Raw genomic sequence first — 23,463 nt, 5'->3', positions numbered from 1 at the left:
GGAATTTAAATTCTAAATCGCTTTTCTATTTATTTTATACAATTACTTAATTTGAAGCAGCATCTTCTGTGTCAATTTTGACATTCTTAGATTTATAATCTTCAATTTTTTCTTGAATCTTTTCAATAAATGACGATGAAGAAAAATCTGTATTATTTACAATTTCTTCTAAAGCCTTAATTCTATCAGTCATTGCTCCATTAGACATAGCTACATTAGCAAACTTAGCTACTGCAATATCTACAGAAGATTCTGATAAATTCCCAGCTTTTATCCATCCTTCTTCAATATACTCACCTGCCGCTCTTTTTCCTTTCACAAGCATCCAATCGTCTTGAGTTTTTAAAACAGCTATAATATCCATTGTACTATATTTCTTGTCTGTTTTAGTTAATAAATCAGGTCTTTTATAAACTGTAGCTTCTTTTAATAAAGTTGCAACTTTACCGTCTACAGCTAAAAAGCTAGCTCTAGTCCATCCTTCTTTACCGTCAATCAATCTTACTTTGTAATACAGTTTTTTAGAAATAGAATCTGTTTCTTCTTCTCCAGTTAACGTAATCTTTTCTCCTAAGCTCATTGAAGTAATCCATTTTCCTTTTGCTTTAGGAGTAGCCCTAATAGACAGCTTTTCTAACAAACAAATAGCAGTTTTTTTAACCTCTTCTTTTTCTTGTTTAACAATTTCTGTTGAAGTTTCAGTTTGAGACGATTTTTTATCATCCTTACAACTTAATAGCATAAATGATGCTGAAATAATAGCAATATATACTCTTTTCATAATAACTAATTTTTCAGCAAATATATATGATTTTGTCAATCAACCACCTATAAATAAGATTAATTAGTTGAGAGCCTTATCAAACTCCTACTCTTCGTTAAATAAATCTAAAGTTTTCTCAATAGCTTTATCAAATTTATCCCACATTTCATCAGAGGATAAATCGGCATTAATAAACTTCTTATTAAATTTTGAACTCAGTGTAAAATAAATATAGCCACCAATCATTAAATGGAAAGCGTGTTGTAGTGAAGAATCTCTATCATTAATAGCAAATATTTTTTCCATTTGCTTATTTGTATACTTAAATAAATCTTTTGTTTCTTCCTTATTTTCAATAAGCTGCCATCTAAGAATTTCTTGAGTAATTTTATTATTTCGTAACTCTTTAGTTCCTTCTTTTGTAAAGCGCTTTAAATCTTCAACACTACTTTTTTCTTTATCATCAACAAGATGTAAAGGTTTAAAAAAGTCGCCACTTTTAGCATAGTTTAAAAGCAAACCTTTTAAACCTCCATAGTATCGATAAATAAGTTCTTTAGAAACACCAGCTTTTTTAGCTATAGCGTTAATCCCAACTCCTTGTGGACCTTTTTTTTCCAATAAACTAATAAAAGCATCGTATATTTTTTTTTCAGTTGCGGCTCTATCTCTCTTCATCTTAATTAATTTATTAGAGATACCAAATATAAGTAAAGATTAAAGAGCTGCAAGATTTAAAACTATACCTAAATCAACCCCGCCTTTTTGCAATGGAGGATACGTTTCTTGCATAAGTTGAAACATATAAGGCAAAGGCACATTTTTAAACGTACCATAATCTTCCAAATATTCCATAAAATTGACATTACCGCTTAAATCATATTCTTGAAATAAAGAATCTTGTTCTCCGTCAAAGTCTAATGCTTTTACTCCTAACTTCTCACACAAACTTTGATTAAATGCAGGAGTGGCCTTGACCCAATTATCATTTAAAAAAAGCTCTACATAGCCATGAGGAACTAACACATCGTTTCCAAACTTTTCAACTATATCTTCAACTGCAATATGATTTTTCACTTTAGCTAACCCCAAACGAGCAGGAATATTTTGCGATCTTAAAAGACTTATATAAATAATTGCTTTATCTAAACAATGCCCAGTTTTTTGGGTGCTAATTAATGATGATTTCCAATCCTCTTCTATTAAACTAAATCTGTAAGGGTTATAGGGCCATTTATCTCTTACATAATAGTAAGCTTTAATTGCAAAATCTTTTTTAGTTAACTCCTTAAAATTATCATCTACCTCTATCAAAAGATTTTGTAGATTTTCATGTAAAAAATCAAAATTGAAATTTTCTTCAGTATACTCCTTCATTTATATTATTTTAAAAATAACACCACAAAACAAACAATTCAACAAAACAAATAGTTAAAAATTAAATTATTCACTATTTAAACTGTAAATTAATGTGAAGTTATTTTCAAAAGTAAAAAATAATTTTAAATTTGTAACCACTTAGTCACAATAAAAAATTTAAAAGAAATATTTTTTTACATATAATGTTACCATAAGGTAACTTTAAAATTAAAAAAAATGGAAGCATACATTTACGATTCAGTCCGTACTCCAAGAGGAATTGGAAAAAAAACAGGAAGCTTATCGCAAGTTAGCCCAGTTCAATTAGCTGTAACTTTATTAAACGCACTTAAAACAAGAAACAATTTAGACACTACCTTAGTAGAAGATGTTATTTTAGGCTGTGTTACTCAAGCTGGTGAACAAGGTGGTAATATAGCTAAAGTGGCTGCTCAAGTTGCAAATTACGGAAATCATTTAGCAGCGGTATCCTTAAATAGGTATTGTGCTTCTGGTTTAGAAGCAGTAAATCAAGCTGCTGCTCGTATTCGTTCAGGTTGGTCTGATTTAATAATTGCCGGAGGTGTAGAGTCTATGTCACGTGTACCTATGGGAATTGACGGTTCTGCATGGGTAATGGAACCAGATGCTGCTTTTGGAAAATTTGTTCCTCAAGGAATTTCTGCCGATTTAATTGCTACTAAGTACGGTTATTCAAGAAAAGATTTAGATGCTTTTGCATTGACTTCACAACAACGCGCAACAGCAGCACGAAACGCTGGAAATTTTAAAAAATCAATCATTCCTGTAACTGATATTAATGGTTTTACACATCTAGACCATGATGAATATATACGAGAAAACACCACTCTAGAAGGTCTGGCTAACTTAAGACCAGCTTTTCAGAAAATGGGTGAAATGCTTTTCAATCAAACTGCTTTAGATACCTATACTGAAATAGAGCAAATTAATCACGTACATCACGCAGGAAACTCATCTGGTATTGTTGATGGGGCTGCTTTAATGCTTATTGGCTCTAAAGAAGTAGGTGAAAAATTAGGTTTAAAACCTAGAGCTAAAATAAAAATGGGAAGCATTATTGGTTCAGAACCTTTAATTATGTTAGAAGGCCCTACTCCAGCTACCAAAAAAGCTTTACAAAAGGCAAATATGGAAGCTTCCGATATTGACTTATGGGAAATCAACGAAGCGTTTGCCGTGGTTCCGTTACGTTTAATGGAAAACATGAAAATTGATCATTCAATTGTAAATATAAATGGAGGTGCCATAGCAATGGGGCATCCTCTTGGAGCAACTGGATGTATGATCTTAGGAACTGCTTTAGACGAATTAGAACGTCAAAATAAACAAACTGCATTAGCTACTCTTTGTGTTGGTGGAGGTATGGGAATTGCAACTATTATTGAACGTATTTAAAAGAAAAACATGCAACATATAAAATATACAATAGACTCAGATGGAATTGCATTTATTACTTGGGATGTAGCCAACAGCCCAGTAAACATAATGAATCAAGAAACCATGAACGAATTCTTTACTACCGTTACACGTTCTGTAAATGATTCTGCTGTTAAAGGAATTGTAATTAATTCTGCTAAGCAAGACTTTATAACTGGTGGAGATCTTAAATGGTTTTTAAATTATGACAAGTCTCGTGAAGAATGTTTTGATATGCTTATGGAAACTCACAAAGCAATGCGGTTGTTAGAAACCTCAGGAAAACCGGTAGTTGCAGCTATGAATGGACTAGCTTTAGGTGGTGGTGTAGAAATAGCTTTGGCTTGTCATCATAGAATAATGGTAAACCACCCTAAAAATAAAATGGGCTTAGTAGAATGTTCTGTAGGTTTATTTCCAGGTGCTGGTGGTACACAACGTTATTTACGTATGCTAGGTGCACAAAAAACTATTGAGTTCATAACGCAATCTAAAAAATTAACAGCTGAACAAGCATTACATAACAAATTAGTAAACCAAATTTGTGAACCAACTGATGATATTAATGAGCTAGCTAAACAATGGATTTTAGATAATCCAAATGCTAGTCAACCATGGGACAACAAACGTTTTGTGGTTCCAGGAACTCCAAATGGTGTTGGACAAATGTCGGGAATTACAGAATTCTATTCGGTTTCAAATGCCATGGCATACAAAACTACTCATGGAAATATGCCGCATATAAAAAATGTATTGAGTGCTATTTATCATGGAGGTTCAACAAGCATAGACAATGCTTTAGAAATAGAAGCTCGTTATTTTGTTGATACTTTATTTTCTAAAGAAACTAAAAATATTATCCGTTCATCGTTTATTTTTATTGGTGATGCTGCTAAAGGAAAAGCTAAACCAAAAGGTTTTGAAAGAGCTTCTTATAAAAAAGTTGGTGTTTTAGGAGCAGGAATGATGGGAGCAGGAATAGCTTATGTAACCGCTAAAGCAGGTATAGAAGTAGCTTTAAAAGATGTATCGATAGAAAGTAGTGAAAGAGGAAAATCATATTCAGAAAAAATAGAGCAAAAAAAAATAGCTAAAGGACGTACAACAGAAATAAAAATGAATGCTCTTTTAGAAAAAATTAAGCCTATAGACAAAGTAGAAGATTTAGCTGATTGCGATTTAATAATAGAAGCTGTTTTTGAAAACGAAAAACTTAAAAATTCAGTTACTAAAGAAACAGAAGCTATTATAAAACCAAAAGTAATTTATGCTTCCAATACTTCTACAATTCCAATAACAACTTTAGCAAAAGCTTCTGTTAAACCAGATAAATACATTGGATTACATTTCTTCTCGCCAGTAGACAAAATGCCTCTAGTAGAAGTCATTGTGGGGAAAGAAACCTCAGATAAAACTTTAGCTGCTGCGATAGATTATGTTACTAAAATTAAGAAAGTACCAATTGTTGTTAATGATGGTAGAGGCTTTTTTACTTCTAGAGTTTTTGGAAAATTTGTTAATGAAGGAATCGCAATGCTTTCTGAAGGCCTTCCTCCTGCTGTAATTGAAAATGTTGCTAAAAAAATTGGAATGCCTGTTGGTCCTTTAGCAGTTTCCGACGAGGTAAATCTAAAATTAATGCTAGATATCATGGGAGAAGACCCTACCCTATCTGATTTTGAAAAAAAACTAGAAAAAACCATTTACGATATTACAACCATTCATAAACGAACAGGAAAAAAAGAAAGAGCTGGTTTTTACGAGTACCCGAAAGAAGGGAAAAAATATATTTGGGAAAACTGGAAAACTATATTTCCTGTAAAAGAGGAATATGATGAAGAAGAAATAGGTAAACGATTATTATTTGCTATGGTAATAGACTCTTATAAATGTTTAGAATCCGGAGTTTTAAAAGAACCTAAAGATGCTGATATTGGTTCAGTACTAGGGCTAGGTTTTCCAATTTATACCGGCGGTGTTATGTCTTATATAGATTATATAGGCGCTAATGAATTCTTAGCATATTCAGAAAAGTTAGCTCGAAAACACGGTGAAAGATTTAAGCTACCAGAAAGTTTAAAAGAAAAAATTACAAAAACTGAAAACAATAGAATCTTTTACAAAAATTAATTTTTTAACCTAAAAAGTATCCAAATGTTACATAATATATTATTAGAAAGAAAAATATACGCATCAGAAGAACATAGTATGATGCGTAGCATGATACAAGATTTTATAACAAATGAAGTAGAATCTCAACTAGAACAATGGGAAAAAGATGGCATGGTAAGTAGAGAAATTTGGCAACGTGCTGGTGAATTAGGACTACTGTGTATGGATATGCCAGAAGAATATGGAGGTGCTGGACTAGACTTTACTTTTAATGCATTAATGATTGAAGAATTTGCTAGAAAAAATATTTCAGGGCCTGGTTTTTCTTTACATTCTGATATCATTGCCCCGTATATTTTAAAATGGGGAAATGAAGCACAAAAGAAAAAGTATTTACCTATTATGGCTACGGGTAAAATCATTACAGCCATAGGTATGACAGAGCCTAACTGTGGATCAGACTTGCAAGCTATCAGAACTACTGCAGTAGATAAAGGAGACCATTATTTAGTTAATGGACAAAAAACCTTTATTACCAATGGATATATGTGTGATATGGCCGTTGTAGCAGTAAAAACAAATCCTGGTACAGCTGAAGAAGGAGTATCTTTATTGATTATGGAAAGTAAATGGGAAGGTTTTGAAAAAGGAATACCATTTAAAAAGGTAGGAATGAAAGCCCAAGATACCTGCGAATTATTTTTCGATAATGTAAAAGTGCCCAAAGAAAACTTACTTGGAAATGAAGGACAGGGTTTTAAAATTATGATGACTGAATTGGCTAGAGAACGTATGTCTGTTGCTATTTCTGCTATTGGTGGCGCACAAGGAGCTATAGAAGACACTCTTTCATATACCTCAACTCGTACTGCTTTTAAACAACCAATTGCTGGTTTTCAAAACACTCAATTTAAAATGGCTGAATGTGCTACTGAATTACAGTTACACCAAGCTTTTGTAGATAGATGTATTGAAGATTTAGCACAGCATAAATTATCTGCTGAAAGTGCTTCAATGGCAAAATATTCAGCAACCGATATGCATGGAAAAGTTGTGGATGAATGTTTACAATTATTTGGAGGTTATGGTTACATGTGGGAATATCCTATAGCACGTATGTATGCCGATAACAGAGTCGCTAGAATTTATGCAGGGACTAATGAAATTATGAAGTTATTAATAGCTAGAGGATTGTATAAAGAACTATTTCAAAAGTTAAAAGCTATGAAAAAAAATCACAAATAATTTTCTCAAAAAATAACCAATATGATGACTATTAACGATTTTCCTATTCAAACTTATATAACAGTCCAATGGGGCGATATGGATGCTTTTAGACATGTGAACAATGTAACCTATGTTAAATGGGGAGAAACTGCTCGTATTGAATATTTTAAAAGTATCGACTTTTTCAATTCTGCTCCTGAAGAAATGGAGTTTGCTCCCATTTTAGGTTTTCAATCTGTAAAATACATAGCACCAGTAGTATATCCTGATATTATAAAAATTGGGACTATTACAGAAGAAATAAAAGAAGATCGGTTTATAATGAAATCATATTTTTTTAGTGACACACAAAATAAATTGGTTGCCATACAAACTCATGAAATCATAGTTTTTGATTATAAAAATCACCAAAAAATCCCAGTGCCTAACACCTTAAAAGAGTTAATTAAAAAAATTGAAGAATAGTTCATTATGCTACCATTAAAAGGAATAAAAATTATAGATTTTTCACGATTGTTACCGGGACCATTAGGCACACAAATATTAAAACAATTAGGTGCTGAAGTTATTAAAATTGAAAGTCCTAAACGTATGGACTATACTCGATATTATGAACCAAAAATCGAGCAAACTTCTACGATGTTTTATACACTAAATTATGGTAAAGAAGCATTGGTCATAGATTATGAAGAAGAAAAAGGTTATTCAAAAATTATTGAGTTAATTAAAGAAAGTGATGTTTTTATAGAACAATTTAGACCTGAAGTAATGAAAGGTTTTCGCTTAGATTTTGATACGGTAAAAAAAATAAATCCAACCATTGTTTATATTTCAGTAACTGGTTATGGACAAAACTCAAAATTTAAAAACAAAGCGGGTCATGATTTAAACTATATAGCACAAGCTGGCTTATTAGATTTGAATAAAGACGAAAAAGGAAAACCAGTTATACCAGGTTATCAAGTAGCAGACATTGCTGGTGGATCGTATATGTTAGTTTCCGCTTGTACTACAGCATTGTTAGCCAAACATAAACAACAAAAAGCACAATATGTAGATGTAAATTTATCAAAAGCCACGATGCCTTTAAATGCAATAGCACAAGGTATGGAATATCAAGGAGCATCTTATAAAAAGACTCCAATTCTAAGTGGTATGATGGTAAACTATAATGTTTATGAATGTGCCGATAAAAAATGGATTGCGCTTGGAGCCTTGGAAACTAAATTTTGGAATTCTTTCTGTGATAAAATAGATGAACCTTCTTGGAAAACAAATAATCAGTTTGATTTAATTGCTGGCGTATTTGACAAAACATTACTGGAAAATTTATTCTCAAGCAAAACTAGAGACGAATGGGTAGACTTTTTTGAAAACGAAGATATTTGTATTTCACCGGTATTAGAAATTAATGAGTTAATTGATTTTCATACTAAAAACAATACAGATGTTTTTGAAAAAGTTATGATTGATAATAATGAAATGTATATATACAAAGCCCCTTTTTTAATTACCAACTAAATATGTTTTTTAAGTAAAATATTTCCAATAGCACAGTTTATACAACGTTTTTTCACACAAAAATTATTTCTAAGTTCTAATAAAGCTTGACTTTCAAATGCATTTTTAGCAATCAATTTCAAGTCAGAGAACTTAGATATTATTGAATTTTTCTCTGGTTTTATCTGCTGTATTAGTTTTAAAATCTTTTCTTCATTCAATATCCCTTTGTATTGTTCATACACAAATTTTAAGGGTATAATTGTATTGATTAGAAGTAAATCAATAAATGACTTTGTCAATCTTTTTGTTAGCTTTTTTGAAGATGTTTCAAATGTATAATGTGCTTGCCAAAAAGCATTAACCTCAACAGATAATAAATCGTAAAAATCTTCTTTCCTATTTAACTCTAAAAGTTTAGAAAATAAATTTTGATATTTATGAAATAATGCAACCAGTTGTGCTATCCGTATTGTAGGAAAATTATTGGGACGCATTCTAAAGAATTGAAATTGTTTATTATGGATAGGGGTTAATTGATATTTATGCTTTAAAAAATCATACTCATTCTTTAAACTAAGGAAATATTCATTCTCCATAGTTTCTTCAAAAAAACCTGCTTGACCAAACAACAAAGCAGATAACTGGAATTCATTAAACCTAACCTTTTGTAGAATCGAAAAATCAAATGATTTCGCCAATTCTAAAAAGACATCTCCATTCACTTTTAATCCAAAGTTTTTAGCTAACAACTGAAACAAAACTGCTTCAAAATCATTTTTAGAATTCGCTAACAATTCTTTTATTAAAATTGATTTATTCTCTAATCGCTCAAAGTATAGTCGTTCTAACCAATTTTTAATTAAAAATGAATCAACATCTACTATTTGATTTTCACAAGAAATCCATTGTAGTTGTTTGGAAAATAACTGTTCATAATTTTTCATCACATTTTCATGAACTAATTCTTTAAGTTCTAAAGTAGGAAGTGGTAAGTTATTTTTCATAAACACTTCAGCATCATGATTCCAAACAATATGTAAAATTACTGCATCGTAATTTTCATCTTCTTCATGTTTATGCACATACCAATCGGAGGAATTGATATGGATTTCAACATTACCAATCCATAATTGATGGTTTATTTTTAACTGAGCATTTAAAAAATCTGGTCCAGAGTTTTTATTATGCATACCCGACTTAACAATCTGAATACTTTCATTGTGAACTGATTTCAAATTAGTTATATCAAATAATTTGTATTGCCACAAAAAATGTAGAAATTCCTCTTTCATAACCGTAAATTAGCAATTCTTTTACGACTATTAAGATATGAAAAATTTCACTAAGTCGCTTTTTATCAGCGCATTTCCAGTTTTCGCTTTGATTATTTTTATAAAAACAATCGCTAATGCAAACTTTAATAGTAGCAATATAGGCTTACTAATTTCTTCAATTACAGTAGTTATTTTCTTTGCTATGTTATTTATAAGACCAGTAGCAAGAACAACCAAAAATTTAAGTTTTTACTCAACATTTATTGTTATTGGGTTTGCTCTGAATCTTTTCAATTTTGAGCAAAAAACATTGGTTATTTCTGTTGGTTTGGCCTTAGGATGGTTAGCTTATTTAACTTGGTACTCTTCCTTTAATTCAAGAGATACAAGTATTTTGCAAGAAGGTAAAACACTTCCTGACTTTGTATTAGAAAACGAAAACTCAGAAAAAATCACGTTAAAAGATTTAAAAGGTGATTTTAAAATCTTTTTATTCTACAGAGGAAATTGGTGTCCATTATGTATGGCACAAATTAAAGAAGTCGTTGCTCAGTATAAAGAACTAGAAAAAAGAAATACAACTATGGTTTTGGTCAGTTCACAACCTCATAAATTCACTAAGAGTTTAGCAAAAAAACACAGCGTTCCTTTTAAGTTTTTAGTAGATGTAAAAAATAAAGTAGCTAAACAGCTAGGCATTTTACATGAAAATGGATTACCAGCAGGTTTTCAAGTTTTTGGTTACGACTCCGATGTAGTGTTACCTACTGTAATTATTACTGATGAAGACAATAAAATTATCTTTGCAGACTTAACTGATAATTATCGTGTAAGACCAGAACCAGAGACTTTTATTAAAATTATAGATCGTTATAAAAGATTAAATTGATTGGACTATCAATTATTGTAATAAACAAATCATTATTTTTCTTAATAGCAATTGTAATTTTGTGTCTCAAATAAATTCGAAAAAATGAATAGTATAGAAAGTTTAGAATGGCGTTATGCTGTTAAAAAATTTGACGAAAATAAATCACTTACAGAAACTCAAATAAACACCTTAAAAGAAGCTTTTAATTTAACAGCTACTTCATATGGATTACAACCAATTAAAATGGTCGTAATTCAAAATAAAGAACTTCAACAGCAATTAGTAGAACACTCTTGGAACCAAGGTCAGGTTGCACAAGCATCACATGTATTGGTTTTATGCATCCCTAAAGAATACACAGTGAAAGATGTTGAAAGTTATTTTACTTTGGTAAAAGAAGTAAGAAATACACCTGATGAAATTTTAAATCCATTTAAGGAAATGCTTAGTTCTTCAATAGCAAATAAAACTTCAGAAGAATTAAGAAGCTGGAATAAAAATCAAGCTTATATTGCTTTAGGAAATTTAATGACCGTAGCAGCTAATGAGCAAATAGATTCTTGTCCAATGGAAGGTTTTATTCCAGAGAAGTATGATGAAATCTTAGGTTTAGACAAACACAACTTGACATCGGTTTTAGTTTTGCCAGTTGGATTTAGAGCTGAAGATGATTATATGAAAGACCTGAAAAAAGTTCGTAGAAAAACAGCAGAAGTTGTTATAGAACTGTAATCTATATAACTTAAGTTATGAATTGCGAATGATAAATTTAGTACATTCGTAATTCATAATTTAACGGTATGCAACCACTACATATATTACTCCTTATTCTAGCCTATTTTGGTGTATTAATTCTTATCTCATACATCACAGGAAAGTCGGCAAATAACAATACATTTTTTAAAGCAGATAATTCTTCGCCATGGTATTTAGTAGCCTTTGGTATGATTGGAGCGTCACTCTCTGGGGTTACATTTATTTCCGTTCCTGGTTGGGTAGAAGGACAACAAATGAGTTATATGCAAATGGTGTTCGGCTACGTATTAGGATATGCCGTTATTGGACTGGTATTACTTCCACTCTACTACAAACTAAATCTAACTTCTATTTATACTTATTTAGAAGATCGTTTTGGTAGATATTCATATAAAACAGGAGCTTCATTTTTTTTATTATCAAGAACAGTTGGAGCGGCTTTTCGTTTATTTTTAGTAGCCAATGTATTACAATTAATTTTGTTCGATGCTTACGGAATACCATTTTGGGTAACTGTAACTATTACTATTTTATTAATTTGGTTATATACGTTTAAAGGAGGAATCAAAACCATTGTTTGGACAGACACTCTACAAACTTTATTCATGCTAATTGCCGTAGGTGTTTGTATTATAATGATTAAAGATGCAATGCAAATAGAAAGTTTATTCTCTTATATTTCAGAAAATAAACTATCAAAAATGTTCTTTTTTGACGATCCAAAAGCAGGAAACTATTTTTGGAATCGATTCTTTTCTGGTGCTTTTATAGCTATTGTTATGACGGGATTAGACCAAGACATGATGCAAAAAAACTTAACCTGTCGTAACTTAAAAGATGCACAAAAAAATATGTTTTGGTTTACCATAGTATTGGTTATCGTTAACTTCTTCTTTTTAGCTCTAGGAGTTTTATTAACCGACTATGCTGCTTCAAATGGTATTGATGCTCATAAAGATAATTTATTCCCAAGTATAGCTATGAGCGGTGAATTAGGTATAGCTACTTCCCTATTTTTCTTATTAGGATTAATAGCAGCAGCTTACTCAAGTGCCGACAGCGCCTTAACCTCATTAACAACTTCTTTTAGTATTGATATTTTAGAAATTGATAAAAAAGAAGACGGACAAGAGAAAGAAAAAATACGTAAAAAAATACACGTATTATTCTCATTTATTTTAATCGCAACCATTTTAGTTTTTAAATATTTTATTGCTGATGCTAGTGTAATTGCTAAAATATTTCAATTTGCAGGATATACTTATGGCCCATTATTAGGGCTTTATGCTTTTGGTTTATTTACCAAACTAAACGTAAAAGACAAATTAGTTCCCTATATCTGTTTACTTTCTCCTGTACTTACTTATCTAATAAGTATCTATAGTAAATCAGAATTAAATTTTGATTTTGGTTTCTTTGTTTTAATCTTAAACGGACTAATAACTTTCTTAGGTTTATTAGCTATTAAACAAACTCGTAATGCCTAAAAAAGGGAAAGGAAAAGCAAAAAACACTGTTAATAAGGCGAAACATACGCGCTTAATGAAACAGAAAGAAAACAAGGTAAAACTTGAAAAGCAACGTAATAAAGAACGTTTAAAAGCATTGATTAAAAAGATAAACGAACAGAAAAAAAATGACAGCACAACAGATAATACATAAATTCAATTTAACAGAACATCCAGAAGGCGGTTACTTTAAAGAAACTTATAGAAGTAACGGAATTATTAAAAATGAAAATTTAGGCTCAGATTTTGTTGGAGATAGAAATTACAGTACTTCTATTTATTTCTTATTAACTTCTGATAAATTCTCTGCTTTTCATAAAATAAATCAGGATGAAATTTGGCACTTTTACAAAGGCACTACCTTAAAACTTCATATGATTTCTCCTAAAGGAGATTATTCTTTTGTATTGATAGGAAACGATTTAGAAAATAACGAACAACCACAGTTTGTTGTACCAGCAACCTATTGGTTTGCTGCTGAAGTTATTAAAGAAAATTCTTACGCATTTACAGGTTGTACAGTAGCCCCAGGGTTTGATTTTAACGATTTTGTTCTACCTAAAAGAGATGAATTAATACAATTATTCCCTCAACATGAAGCAATAATTACAAAGCTTACTCATCATTAAAACAAAACTATTTTAATTAGGCCAACTTAATTACCATTAAAAAATTGCTATAAAATGAAAAAGTTTATCCTACATCTACTAATTATAGTTAGTATTTCATGTAGCTCACAAGAATCAATAATTGTAAAAAAAGAAAAAATTGATTGGAAAAACTATAAGGGTTTGTTTCAAGATGCTGAACAAACACAATTCAAAGCTCAATTTAAATTTTTACAAAATGTAAAATTATATGAAATTACTTACCTAAGTGATAGTTTAGAAATTCAATCGTTTGCAACATTTCCCAAAAAAGAAGGAAAATATCCAGTAATTATATTTAACAGAGGAGGAAATAGAGATTTTGGCGCTTTATCATTAACCAAAGAAAAACATAAACTTTTCTTCCCTCCTATGTTCTCTAAAATAACAAATAACGGCTACATTGTCATTGGTTGTAATTATAGAGAAAGTGGAAAAAGTGAAGGAAAAGATGAATTTGGAGGAAAAGACGTTAATGATGTACTCAACTTACTCAAAGTTGTTAAAGAGTTCCCTAAAGCCGACACAACTAGAATTGGAATGTATGGTTGGAGTCGCGGAGGTATGATGACCTATTTGTCATTAACCAAAACTAATAAAATTAAAACTGCAATAATAGGTGGAGCTCCCACAGATTTAACAATTATTGATAGAGCTGACATGGAAGTAAATGTATATGCGCCACTTATTCCTAATTATTGGAAAAACAAACAGGAAGAATTAAAAAAGAGGTCAGCTTTCTATTTTGCAAACAAATTTCCTAAAAATATTCCCCTCCTCATACTACATGGTGGTGCTGATAAAAGGGTGAGTGTATCAAATCCAATTAAACTTTCAAAAGAGTTGGATAAATATAATATCCCATATCGCTTAAAAATATATAAAGAAGGTAACCATGGCTTAACAAAAAATAAAAAAGAGGTAAACAGAGAAGTATTAGATTGGTTTCAAAAACACTTAAGGAACTAAAAAATAGACCATGAAAATATACTATTGGATTATTAAAAACTTACATCTTCTCATTTCATTAGGTATTGTTGTGCCAACTGCAATTATATATGGTTCACCATCCATTCTACCTCAACAATTAGATATCCAAGTTAATACAATAGACCTATCAAATATGCTAAAAGCTATTATGGGTTTATATATTGGAATTTCATTGGTATGGATTTTAGGTATTTGGAAAACCCAATATTGGAAAAGGGCTACTGAATTAAACATCTTATTTATGTTAACACTAGCAACAGGACGAGGATTAAGTATGATTACAGATGGAATCCCTACAAATGGTTATATTTTTGGAATTACAGCAGAACTATTACTTGGTTTCTTTTCAATTTATCAGCTTAGAAAATATAATTGTAAAGAAAAAAAATTGCAAAATCATAAATAGAAAACTTACAGATTAAACTAGGAAATGGTATAGGAAGAATAATTGATGTATATTTAGTTCCATAACTAACAAAACTTTAACTATTCTGCCCCTATGATTCAATCCTACAAGAAAAAACCAACACTACAAGAAAAATACGATACTATAATTATTGGCTCTGGAATGGGCGGGCTTGCTACCGCTGCTATTCTTGCTAAAGAAGGTCAAAAAGTATTAGTCTTAGAAAGGCATTATACAGCTGGAGGTTTTACTCATATTTTTAAACGAAAAGGTTATGAATGGGATGTAGGTATACATTATATAGGAGATGTACAACGAGACAAAAGCATTTTAAAAAAACTATTCGACTATGTAAGTAATGGTGACCTAAAATGGGAAGACATGGGAGATGTTTACGATAAAATTATTATTGGCAATAAACAGTATGATTTTGTAAAAGGTGTAAAGAACTTTAAAAAACAAATGATTACCTATTTCCCAGAGGAAGAGCAAGCAATTAATAAATATGTTGATACTGTTTTTGAAGCCGTAAAAGCGAGTAAAAACTATTATATAAGTAAAACACTTTCTACAATACCCAATGCAATAGCAGGTGGCTTCTTGAGAAAACCATTTTATAAGTATTCTGACAAGACCACCTATGAAGTCCTTCGAGAAATAACCGACAATGAAGAACTAATAAAGGTACTAACAGGACAATATGGCGATTATGGATTACCTCCTAAACAAAGTAGTTTTTCTATGCATGCGTCCGTAGCACGTCATTATTTTGATGGAGGAAGTTATCCTATTGGAGGATCGTCACAAATTGTAAAAACAATAGATCCTGTTATTGAAGCTGGAGGTGGAACTATATTAGTAAGTGCTGAAGTAGATGAAGTTCTTATAAATAAAGGCAAAGCTATAGGCGTACAAATGAAAGATGGCAAGCAAATTTTAGCGAAAAATATTATTAGTAATGCCGGACTCATCACTACTTACAATAAACTTTTACCTACTAGCATTGTAAAGAAATATCAATTAAAAAAGCATTTACAAACGGTTAATCCATCCGTAGCACATGTAAGTTTATATATAGGACTAGAAGGTACTCCAGAAGAACTTCAAATACCAAAAACAAATTATTGGGTATATCCAGCTAAAGGAGATCACGATACTTGTGTACATAATTACTTAGAAGATTTATCAAAACCATTTCCTGTAGTATATATGTCTTTCCCTGCTGCTAAAGATCCTGATTGGAAAAATAGATATCCTAGTAAGAGTGCTATTGATATTATTACCCTTGTTCCTTATGAAATGTTTGAAAAATGGAAAGAAACCTCATGGAAAAAAAGAGGTGACGATTATGAAGAAATTAAAGAACAAATAGCTCAACGCCTTTTAAGGGAATTGTATAAACAACTACCACAAGTAGAAGGAAAAATAAAACATTATGAATTATCTAGTCCGCTTACAACTGAGAATTTTGTAAACTATCAAAAAGGTGAAATTTACGGGTTAGACCACAGCCCTTCTCGTTTTAGACAACCTTTCTTAAAACCAAAAACACCTATTAAAAACTTCTATTTAACAGGGCAGGATATTGTTACCGCTGGTATAGGAGGCGCCTTATTTTCTGGAGTATTATCAGCCACAGCTGTAACAGGAAAAAATCTCTTAAAAAAAGTACTATAATATCTTAGTCAAAATAATAAAATAAGTACGTTTGTTAATTATATACAAACGTGCTTATTTCTTTATAAACTCTTCATTTCTTCACAATAAAAAAGTAAGGTTTTCCCTTACTTTTAGTATGGTTTTTTACATATTCTTTTACTTCTTTTCATTTAATTTTAAATAAAAACAATACATACGCTTATAACAAACTCAACATAACTAACTAAAAATCAACAAAAACCATGAGACAACTAGCCCTTCTTACAGTATTCATAGGACTATTAATATCGTGTAATAGTAAGCCTCAAAAAGAAACAGTAACAACCAAGAAAGCTGTACCACCTGAACTTTCTACTGTCAATTTGCATAAAGCATCAACAGTTAATTATATACGAGGAATAGATATTTCCGACTTTCAATCAAATATAAATTGGGAAGCTGTAAAGGAATCTCAAGTAAAATTTGTTTTTATAAAAGCTACAGGGGGAAAAAACTATATCGATCCGAAATTTTTCAACCATTGGAAAGATGCAAAACAACAAAAATTAAAAAGAGGTGCTTATCATTTCTATTATACAGCAGATAATCCTGAAGTACAAGCTGAATTTTTCTCACAAACCGTTTTAAAATTATCGGATAACAAAGACCTTCCTCCTACTTTAGATTTAGAAACTCGTGGAGTAAACTCAACAATATCTGTTGAAGAATATCAAGAAGGAGTAAAAACATGGTTAAAAATAGTAGAGGAAAGATTTGGTAGAAAGCCAATAATTTATGCTTCTACAAATTTTGCAAATCAATATTTAAACAATCCTTTCTTTAGTTCATATCATTTATGGGTTGCGAATTACGATACTGAAGCTCCAGAGGTACCATCAGCTTGGCAAAAAGCTAGCTGGACTTTTTGGCAAGATAGCGATGACGCCAAAGTAATTGGTATTCCTGGTACAGTTGATCATGATTATTTTAATGGAACCATGAAAGAGTTGAATCAATTATAACTATCAACATCTAATAAAACACTGATTTTAAAGCTTTACCCCCCTAAATAACTAAATCTTATAAATACATAATTAAAAAAAATACAGAAACATCTTTTAAAGTTAGGATTCCTTACTATATTTGTAAAACAATTAAACATAAAAAAATAGAACAGTATGAGTAAATCAATTTTTTATCACGCAGGATGTCCAGTGTGCATCAGCGCAGAGCACGACATTATTAATCTAGTTGGAGAGCAAAATGTAGAAATAGTCAATATTGGTGAAGACCGAAGTAGAATTCCCGAAGCAGAAAAAGCAGGAGTTAAATCGGTACCAGCATTAGTAACACCAACAGGAAATACTTTACATATTAACTTTGGAGCTTCCATGGCAGATGTAAAAGGCTAATTCTTTTAAATCATATAGTTAGGATTCCTAATTTAATTAGAATCCTAACTATTAAAACAAATCAAATGAAAACAATACTATCAATACTAACAGCAATACTATTTTTAAGTACTAGCATTTCTTGTGCTCAAAAGAGTAATTACAACAACAACGATTTTACAATTAAGAAGGTCAATGTAACACATCACTCCGACTTAGGAATCACGGTTTGGGAAATAAATGTAAATGGAACGGCAGGTAAAACAGTCCCTATCAAAAATGGTCAGCTAGACGGTGCTCCAGTACTAGGTTACGTATTTCCAACGAGTTTAAAAGCAACAGATGTAGGTTTCAATCAAACAGATGGAATAGTAGCATTAGCTTTGACTTCACATCCCGATTTTGATGATACACCTCTTTGGGACGAAAACAACGATCAAATTTATAATAACGATGGTGTTATCTGGCATCCTCATTGGGTAATATTACACCAAGACAAAAGAGTTGCTGGAGGCTTATCGGTTAAACAATTTAAAAAAGCAGATAAAACAGTGGTTTTACCACCTACAAATCCTGGAATGCCAATGTATATGGATTCCCCAGGATATCCAGTTACTACAAAAGGTAATACTATAAAAGTAGTAGTTCCAAATTACCGTATGAACAATCAAACAGATTTCAATTATGATGGCGTAACTGCTTTTATGAAAGTAAATACAAGTAATAAAAACTTACCTATGTTAGGAGTGTATGAAGTTTTTAGTGTAGCTAGTGGTAATTTATCTCTTCCCTATAAAGTTAAAAAGTAAAATGATGAAAATAGCAGTTTGGGACACCTATGTACAAAGAGAAGATGGTAAAACAATGCATTTTGACATTCTTGTACCAGATTATATAACCGAAGAACAAACCATATTTAATTATGGTATGGAATATTTGAAAACAAAACCTTTTAAAACTGATCAATTAACTACAAACGAATGTCGTCTTTGTCATATTGAACAAGCCACAGAAGCAATGATTGTTGCAATAGAAAAAGACAACTATACAATTATAGAAATGGAAAATTGTAATTAATTTAATTAGGATTACTAACTTTGCCTGTCGAACAAACTTCGGCAGGCTATTTCAATGAATAACAGTAATTTCAATCCAGAAGAGCAAAAAAATAATATTTCAAGTAAAATCGTTGCAGGTTTAGAACGAGTTTCTGAAGTATTTAAAATCTTATTGTGGGAAAAAGCCAAGTTGGTTGGGTTAAGTCCTATTCAAATTCAGATACTTATTTTTATTACGTTTCACAAACAACACTTGTGTAATGTAAGTCATTTAGCTAAAGAGTTTAATGTAACAAAACCAACCATTAGCGATGCCATAAGAGCCTTAGACAAAAAAGGAATGATTATTAAAGATTATTCTTCTGCTGATAGTAGAAGCTATGCTATTATGCTATCAGATAAAGGAAAGGAAATAGTACAACAAGTACACGATTTTTCAAATCCTTTACAACAACAAATAAATCTTTTTAATCAAGAAGAACAGGAAAGCTTATTTGATGCTTTAAGTACACTGATATATAAGTTAAATAAAAATGGGATTCTAAGTGTACAACGAACTTGTTATGGTTGCAAGTTCTATGAGAAAAAACAAGATTCGCATTATTGTAATTTACTAAAAAAGAAACTATTAAAATCAGAAATACGATTGGATTGTCCTGAATTTGAAGAGAAAATTTAGCTTTATTCATTATACAACATAAACTACAGCATTGATTCTAGAAAAAACATATCGTCCAAATGCACCATTGAATTATTTTGTGGATATGATATGGATAGGAAAAGCTTCTAATTTAAACCTAAAATCTAGTCACCATGCACCCATGTTTACCGAACTTATTTTTAATTATGGAGATACGTTTAAAGTAGAAGGTCAGAATACCGAGACTACATCAAACAAAGGACATCATCAAATTATTTCTGGATTAAAAACAACACCTTTTCAAACAACAGTATCAGGAATCTATGGTTCGGTTGGACTACTTCTAAAACCTTTTTGTTATGGAATGCTCCTTCGTAAATTCGATAGCTCTTTAATGAATACTATTTCAGAAATATTGTATGAACATGTTTTTAATACAGAAACGCCTAATTTTGAATTAGCAGAAAACTATTTATTAAAGCTATTTGAGCAATCGCAACTAGATACTAACTTACTAAAGTTTGAAGAATATCTTTCTTCAGAAATACTAGAAAAAGGAACACTGAAAAACTTTAATCATTCAATCCCTCTTTCACAAAAGAGCTTCATTCAAAAGTTTAAAAAACATTATTTATTGACTCCAAATGAATACATAAAGTTAAAAAAAGTAAATACTGCCATTCACTTACTAAAAAACAGAACTTCAGAAAAACTAACAGAAATTGCTTTAGCAGCTGGTTTTTACGATCAATCGCATTTTATAAAACTCTTTAAAAAGTTTTATGGAAACACACCAAAGAAATTTACAAATACAATTCAAGGGTAAATTCTGTACAATTATTTGTAACAGCTATCAACTAGTTTTGCAGTCAAATAATAAAACTTTCTAATATGAAGACAAGCAATCAGGTATTTATAGCAACTAGTTTAGACGGATATATAGCAGATAAAAATGGAGGAATAGATTGGTTACACTCAATACCAAATCCAGATAATTCTGATATGGGTTATGCAGATTTTAATTCGCAAATAGATGCCTTAGTTATGGGAAGAACAACCTTTGAAACTGTTTGCGGTTTTGATATCGATTGGCCTTATACTAAACCAGTATATGTATTAAGCAATACCCTAAAAGAAGTTCCAGAAGATTTAAAAGACAAGGTGTTTTTAGTAAAGGGAACATTAACTGAAATACTCGCTCAAATTCATAAAAATGGACATCATAACTTATATATTGATGGAGGGAAAACAATACAAAGTTTTTTAAAAGAAGATTTAATTGATAGTATGATTATTACTACGATTCCTAAGTTATTGGGTGGTGGATTTTCTTTATTTGGTGAACTTTCTAAAATGTTAGATTTTGAATGTACAGAGGCAAAAGTTTTTTCAAACAAAGTTCTACAAAGCACATTTAAACGTAAAAGATAAGTCGAATCATTGGGAATGTCATTCAATCAAAATTTTAAGAATACTTTAAAGTTTTGTTAAGTTTCTTGGTAATTAATTCGGTGTATTTTACAGCTTACAAAACACTAAAAATTATCCCCAATGAAAAACTTAAGCATCTCCCTACTTACGCTTAGTACTATTGTATTGATGAGTTGCAACTCAACTCCAAAAAAAGAAAAAAACTCAGTAAAAGAAGAAACTACAGACTCAAGAACTGTTCAAATCAAACTAGGAATTACGGGTAATAAAATGTCTAAAGAATGGAAAGAGGCATTACGTAATAGAAAGAGTAGCAAAGTACTCGATTCACTTTCGAAAGTAGAAAAAGACCTTACTAGTGAAGAACAAGATTGGATAACTTTAATCAAATCAAAAGCCAATAAATGGAATGCTATTAGAGATTCTATAAAAGTACCTTTTGAAAACATCAAATTGAACGATACAGTTACAGTTCTTTTAGGATATCAAGGAGGAGATGATGCTTTTACCCCTAATGTAAAAACCATTTGTCTTGATGTAAACACCTTACAGAGAGAATATGGATCGGCAAAAAAACCTGTAAATGACAATAGAATTGACCGAATATTTGCCCATGAGTTTACACATTTATTACACAAAGAATGGGCTACTAAAAACAATCTAAGTATTAATACATTTAAAGATCAAATATTATGGGAATGTACCATAGAGGGCTTTGGTATGTATCGTTCAATGTCTAGTAAATGGTTTCCTAAAGGAGATTCATTATCAGCAACCTCTAAAAAAACGTTTGATAATTTATATCCAATATTTGCAGAAAAAATTATAAAAGTATTAGGTCAACCCAATCTTACAGAAGAAGAAAAAAACGAGATACATGCAAACCTATCGAGAGGACCTATGAAAAGAAAATGGGGAGCATTACCAGTGGCAGTATGGTTAGCAGCTGAAGCTAAAGGAAATGATAAAAACCTTATAAAATGGGTAAACAAAGGTCCAAATGCTATTGTTCTATTAGCCGAAAAGTATTTAACTGGAGAAAGTAAAGTTGCTTTTGACGAATTCTTAAAAAACAACAAAGACGCTCACTAATTAAAAGATGTTTTTTACTATTAATTATTTTCACTCTAGGCAAAATATAATTTTGACTCTAGTGAAAGTTTTATTTTCACTATAAGTAAAGTAAATGTTTTACTCTAGTGAAAATAAATTTTTGCTTCTAGTGGAAATTTTATTTCCATTAGAAGCAAAATTGTTTTTAGAACTAAAATAGAATAAGTACATTGGACTCAAAAATTGCAAATAGTATGAAAAGAATCTTATCAATAATTATTATAGCCTTAGTAATTAATAATATCCAAGCTCAAAAAACCGTATCAATACAAGCAAAAGGAAGCTTAGAGTCACCAAATCCTTGTGATTGTGTGGAAATATCTGAAATCACCAATAAGCACAATCCTGCCGATATACTTAACGGAATGGAAAAGTGTATTAAGAAGAAAGAGTTTGATAAAGCTGCAAAACTTTTTGCAATAGCCGGTGTATATGGAAAATACGACTCATATAGAGTAAAAGACAAGAGTGCTCATCAAGCATTATTGGTTCTTCAACAAAAAGTTCTCTTAAATGTGAATGAAGATGAAAAGAACAATGTAATCGCAAGTCTTAAAAAAGTACTTAAAAAAGGCTCTGAAGAACTGAATAAAGTTTGTCAAGAGATTCGAAAAGTTGGAGCTCCCAAATACCATCCAAAATATATGATTCAACACGGGATTCAAGCATTTATAAAAAAAGATGGCAACGGGTTAACTGAGAATTTTAAAAGTGACGAATCATGGAAGCTAGCTTTAAAAAGTTATTTACACTGTGATGAATAAAACTGTTAATCAAACTAGAATAATATAAAACAAATTGAAAATGTTTAAATGGTTTAAAAAGAAAAAAAGCACAGAATCTAAAAGCAGCAATGGACCAGATTTTAATGATGTAGATAGCAACGATAAGGCTTTCAACTTATTTAAAAAAGGAGAATTAACTAAAATTCATCTAATACCTGTAGAATTTGGAGGTGAAGACAGTAATATTAACACTCTTTATGTTCCTGAATTTGTTAGTGTTTTAAAAATGCGATTCGATCAAATGATTGAAGATTTGTTAATTGAAGGAAAAGAATTAAGTTACTCAGCCAATCCAGAATATAAAGGAAAAAGCTTTATCCCTTCTGCTTTAAAAATTAGTGTTACAGGCGACTCAGAGTTTACAGAAGTTATTGAAATTTGGTAAACAATAGTTTAAGCCTTCTATTAAGTTTATGATAGATAATCAACTAACTTACATATTACTTGGGGCAATTGGACAATTGATATTGTGGTTATCGTACAAGATTCTTAAAAAACCGAAAATATATTTTAGTCTTTTGTTCCTAACGATT

At 30.7% G+C, this 23,463-nt stretch carries 27 protein-coding genes; 23 read left to right on the top strand and 4 right to left on the bottom strand.

All coding sequences use genetic code 11. The features are described 5' to 3' along the window. Positions 1-46: 46 nt before the first annotated feature. The 3 genes from ACOQN8_RS10485 to ACOQN8_RS10475 all read right to left on the bottom strand — a co-directional run bounded on the left by ACOQN8_RS10485 (position 47) and on the right by ACOQN8_RS10475 (position 2,140). Entirely contained in the window at positions 47-781 is a 735-nt protein-coding gene (locus ACOQN8_RS10485; RefSeq protein WP_299124893.1) for an SH3 domain-containing protein, read from the bottom strand. 87 nt (positions 782-868) lie between these two features. After that, positions 869-1,441 carry a TetR/AcrR family transcriptional regulator gene (locus ACOQN8_RS10480; RefSeq protein ID WP_150900915.1) on the bottom strand — a complete coding sequence of 191 codons (573 nt, stop codon included), beginning with the start codon at positions 1,439-1,441 and terminating at the stop codon, positions 869-871. Positions 1,442-1,480: 39 nt separating this feature from the next. Further along, positions 1,481-2,140 carry a transglutaminase-like domain-containing protein gene (locus tag ACOQN8_RS10475; protein WP_420552636.1) on the bottom strand — a complete coding sequence of 220 codons (660 nt, stop codon included), beginning with the start codon at positions 2,138-2,140 and terminating at the stop codon, positions 1,481-1,483. Positions 2,141-2,359: 219 nt separating this feature from the next. Here ACOQN8_RS10475 and ACOQN8_RS10470 point away from each other — a divergent pair, with 219 nt between their 5' ends. From ACOQN8_RS10470 to ACOQN8_RS10450, 5 genes are read left to right on the top strand one after another with little or no spacing between them, the layout of a single operon-like run. After that, positions 2,360-3,559, top strand: a complete 1,200-nt coding sequence (locus tag ACOQN8_RS10470) for an acetyl-CoA C-acetyltransferase (protein ID WP_420552635.1) — start codon at positions 2,360-2,362, stop codon at positions 3,557-3,559. A 9-nt stretch (positions 3,560-3,568) separates the two neighbouring features. Beyond that, entirely contained in the window at positions 3,569-5,710 is a 2,142-nt protein-coding gene (locus tag ACOQN8_RS10465) for a 3-hydroxyacyl-CoA dehydrogenase NAD-binding domain-containing protein (RefSeq protein ID WP_420552634.1), read from the top strand. Between the two features lie 24 nt (positions 5,711-5,734). Continuing rightward, entirely contained in the window at positions 5,735-6,937 is a 1,203-nt protein-coding gene (locus ACOQN8_RS10460) for an acyl-CoA dehydrogenase family protein (protein WP_420552633.1), read from the top strand. 21 nt (positions 6,938-6,958) lie between these two features. Next, complete coding sequence (locus ACOQN8_RS10455) at positions 6,959-7,384, top strand: acyl-CoA thioesterase (RefSeq protein WP_150900910.1); 426 nt, start codon at positions 6,959-6,961, stop codon at positions 7,382-7,384. Between the two features lie 6 nt (positions 7,385-7,390). After that, positions 7,391-8,440 carry a CaiB/BaiF CoA transferase family protein gene (locus ACOQN8_RS10450; protein ID WP_420552632.1) on the top strand — a complete coding sequence of 350 codons (1,050 nt, stop codon included), beginning with the start codon at positions 7,391-7,393 and terminating at the stop codon, positions 8,438-8,440. Here ACOQN8_RS10450 and ACOQN8_RS10445 read toward each other — a convergent pair. Further along, positions 8,437-9,714: a DUF2851 family protein gene (locus ACOQN8_RS10445; RefSeq protein ID WP_420552631.1), complete on the bottom strand. Its 1,278-nt coding sequence runs from the start codon at positions 9,712-9,714 to the stop codon at positions 8,437-8,439. The genes ACOQN8_RS10450 and ACOQN8_RS10445 overlap by 4 nt on opposite strands. A 37-nt stretch (positions 9,715-9,751) precedes the next feature. Here ACOQN8_RS10445 and ACOQN8_RS10440 point away from each other — a divergent pair, with 37 nt between their 5' ends. The 18 genes from ACOQN8_RS10440 to ACOQN8_RS10355 all read left to right on the top strand — a co-directional run bounded on the left by ACOQN8_RS10440 (position 9,752) and on the right by ACOQN8_RS10355 (position 23,315). After that, positions 9,752-10,585 (top strand): peroxiredoxin family protein, encoded by an 834-nt coding sequence (locus ACOQN8_RS10440; protein ID WP_420552630.1) that lies wholly within the window; start codon positions 9,752-9,754, stop codon positions 10,583-10,585. Positions 10,586-10,669: 84 nt separating this feature from the next. Then, positions 10,670-11,299: an NAD(P)H-dependent oxidoreductase gene (locus ACOQN8_RS10435; RefSeq protein ID WP_150900906.1), complete on the top strand. Its 630-nt coding sequence runs from the start codon at positions 10,670-10,672 to the stop codon at positions 11,297-11,299. Positions 11,300-11,367: 68 nt separating this feature from the next. Next, complete coding sequence (locus ACOQN8_RS10430) at positions 11,368-12,810, top strand: sodium:solute symporter (RefSeq protein ID WP_420552629.1); 1,443 nt, start codon at positions 11,368-11,370, stop codon at positions 12,808-12,810. Further along, positions 12,803-12,985 (top strand): hypothetical protein, encoded by a 183-nt coding sequence (locus tag ACOQN8_RS10425; protein ID WP_150900904.1) that lies wholly within the window; start codon positions 12,803-12,805, stop codon positions 12,983-12,985. The genes ACOQN8_RS10430 and ACOQN8_RS10425 overlap by 8 nt, the downstream gene beginning before the upstream one ends. After that, positions 12,960-13,460, top strand: coding sequence for a cupin domain-containing protein (locus ACOQN8_RS10420; protein WP_420552628.1), 501 nt, complete (start codon positions 12,960-12,962; stop codon positions 13,458-13,460). Before ACOQN8_RS10425 ends, ACOQN8_RS10420 begins: the two co-directional genes overlap by 26 nt. A gap of 54 nt (positions 13,461-13,514) precedes the next feature. Beyond that, a complete protein-coding gene (locus ACOQN8_RS10415; RefSeq protein WP_420552627.1) occupies positions 13,515-14,447 on the top strand; it encodes an alpha/beta hydrolase family protein in 933 nt (310 codons plus the stop codon). A gap of 10 nt (positions 14,448-14,457) precedes the next feature. Next, positions 14,458-14,874: a DUF4345 domain-containing protein gene (locus ACOQN8_RS10410; RefSeq protein WP_420552626.1), complete on the top strand. Its 417-nt coding sequence runs from the start codon at positions 14,458-14,460 to the stop codon at positions 14,872-14,874. Between the two features lie 93 nt (positions 14,875-14,967). Continuing rightward, positions 14,968-16,551 carry a phytoene desaturase family protein gene (locus ACOQN8_RS10405; protein WP_420552625.1) on the top strand — a complete coding sequence of 528 codons (1,584 nt, stop codon included), beginning with the start codon at positions 14,968-14,970 and terminating at the stop codon, positions 16,549-16,551. A gap of 224 nt (positions 16,552-16,775) precedes the next feature. Continuing rightward, positions 16,776-17,534 carry a glycoside hydrolase family 25 protein gene (locus tag ACOQN8_RS10400; RefSeq protein ID WP_420552624.1) on the top strand — a complete coding sequence of 253 codons (759 nt, stop codon included), beginning with the start codon at positions 16,776-16,778 and terminating at the stop codon, positions 17,532-17,534. A gap of 156 nt (positions 17,535-17,690) precedes the next feature. After that, a complete protein-coding gene (locus ACOQN8_RS10395) occupies positions 17,691-17,924 on the top strand; it encodes a thioredoxin family protein (RefSeq protein ID WP_150900899.1) in 234 nt (77 codons plus the stop codon). A 65-nt stretch (positions 17,925-17,989) separates the two neighbouring features. Continuing rightward, complete coding sequence (locus tag ACOQN8_RS10390; protein ID WP_420552623.1) at positions 17,990-18,712, top strand: hypothetical protein; 723 nt, start codon at positions 17,990-17,992, stop codon at positions 18,710-18,712. A 1-nt stretch (position 18,713) separates the two neighbouring features. Further along, a complete protein-coding gene (locus tag ACOQN8_RS10385) occupies positions 18,714-18,980 on the top strand; it encodes a DUF2024 family protein (protein WP_420552622.1) in 267 nt (88 codons plus the stop codon). Positions 18,981-19,034: 54 nt separating this feature from the next. After that, entirely contained in the window at positions 19,035-19,640 is a 606-nt protein-coding gene (locus tag ACOQN8_RS10380; RefSeq protein WP_420552621.1) for a MarR family winged helix-turn-helix transcriptional regulator, read from the top strand. A gap of 31 nt (positions 19,641-19,671) precedes the next feature. After that, positions 19,672-20,427 (top strand): helix-turn-helix domain-containing protein, encoded by a 756-nt coding sequence (locus tag ACOQN8_RS10375; RefSeq protein ID WP_420552620.1) that lies wholly within the window; start codon positions 19,672-19,674, stop codon positions 20,425-20,427. Between the two features lie 65 nt (positions 20,428-20,492). Further along, on the top strand, positions 20,493-21,032 hold the full coding sequence (locus ACOQN8_RS10370) for a dihydrofolate reductase family protein (protein ID WP_420552619.1): 540 nt from the start codon (positions 20,493-20,495) through the stop codon (positions 21,030-21,032). A gap of 120 nt (positions 21,033-21,152) precedes the next feature. Further along, positions 21,153-22,124: a hypothetical protein gene (locus ACOQN8_RS10365; RefSeq protein ID WP_420552618.1), complete on the top strand. Its 972-nt coding sequence runs from the start codon at positions 21,153-21,155 to the stop codon at positions 22,122-22,124. A 215-nt stretch (positions 22,125-22,339) separates the two neighbouring features. After that, positions 22,340-22,909 carry a hypothetical protein gene (locus ACOQN8_RS10360; protein ID WP_420552617.1) on the top strand — a complete coding sequence of 190 codons (570 nt, stop codon included), beginning with the start codon at positions 22,340-22,342 and terminating at the stop codon, positions 22,907-22,909. A 40-nt stretch (positions 22,910-22,949) separates the two neighbouring features. Next, complete coding sequence (locus tag ACOQN8_RS10355; RefSeq protein WP_420552616.1) at positions 22,950-23,315, top strand: hypothetical protein; 366 nt, start codon at positions 22,950-22,952, stop codon at positions 23,313-23,315. Positions 23,316-23,463: the final 148 nt, after the last annotated feature.

This window comes from Tenacibaculum aiptasiae (assembly GCF_965221665.1).
GTDB lineage: Bacteria > Bacteroidota > Bacteroidia > Flavobacteriales > Flavobacteriaceae > Polaribacter > Polaribacter aiptasiae.
Note: the sequence above shows the minus strand (reverse complement) of the source record. Positions and strands in the feature narration are given on the sequence as shown.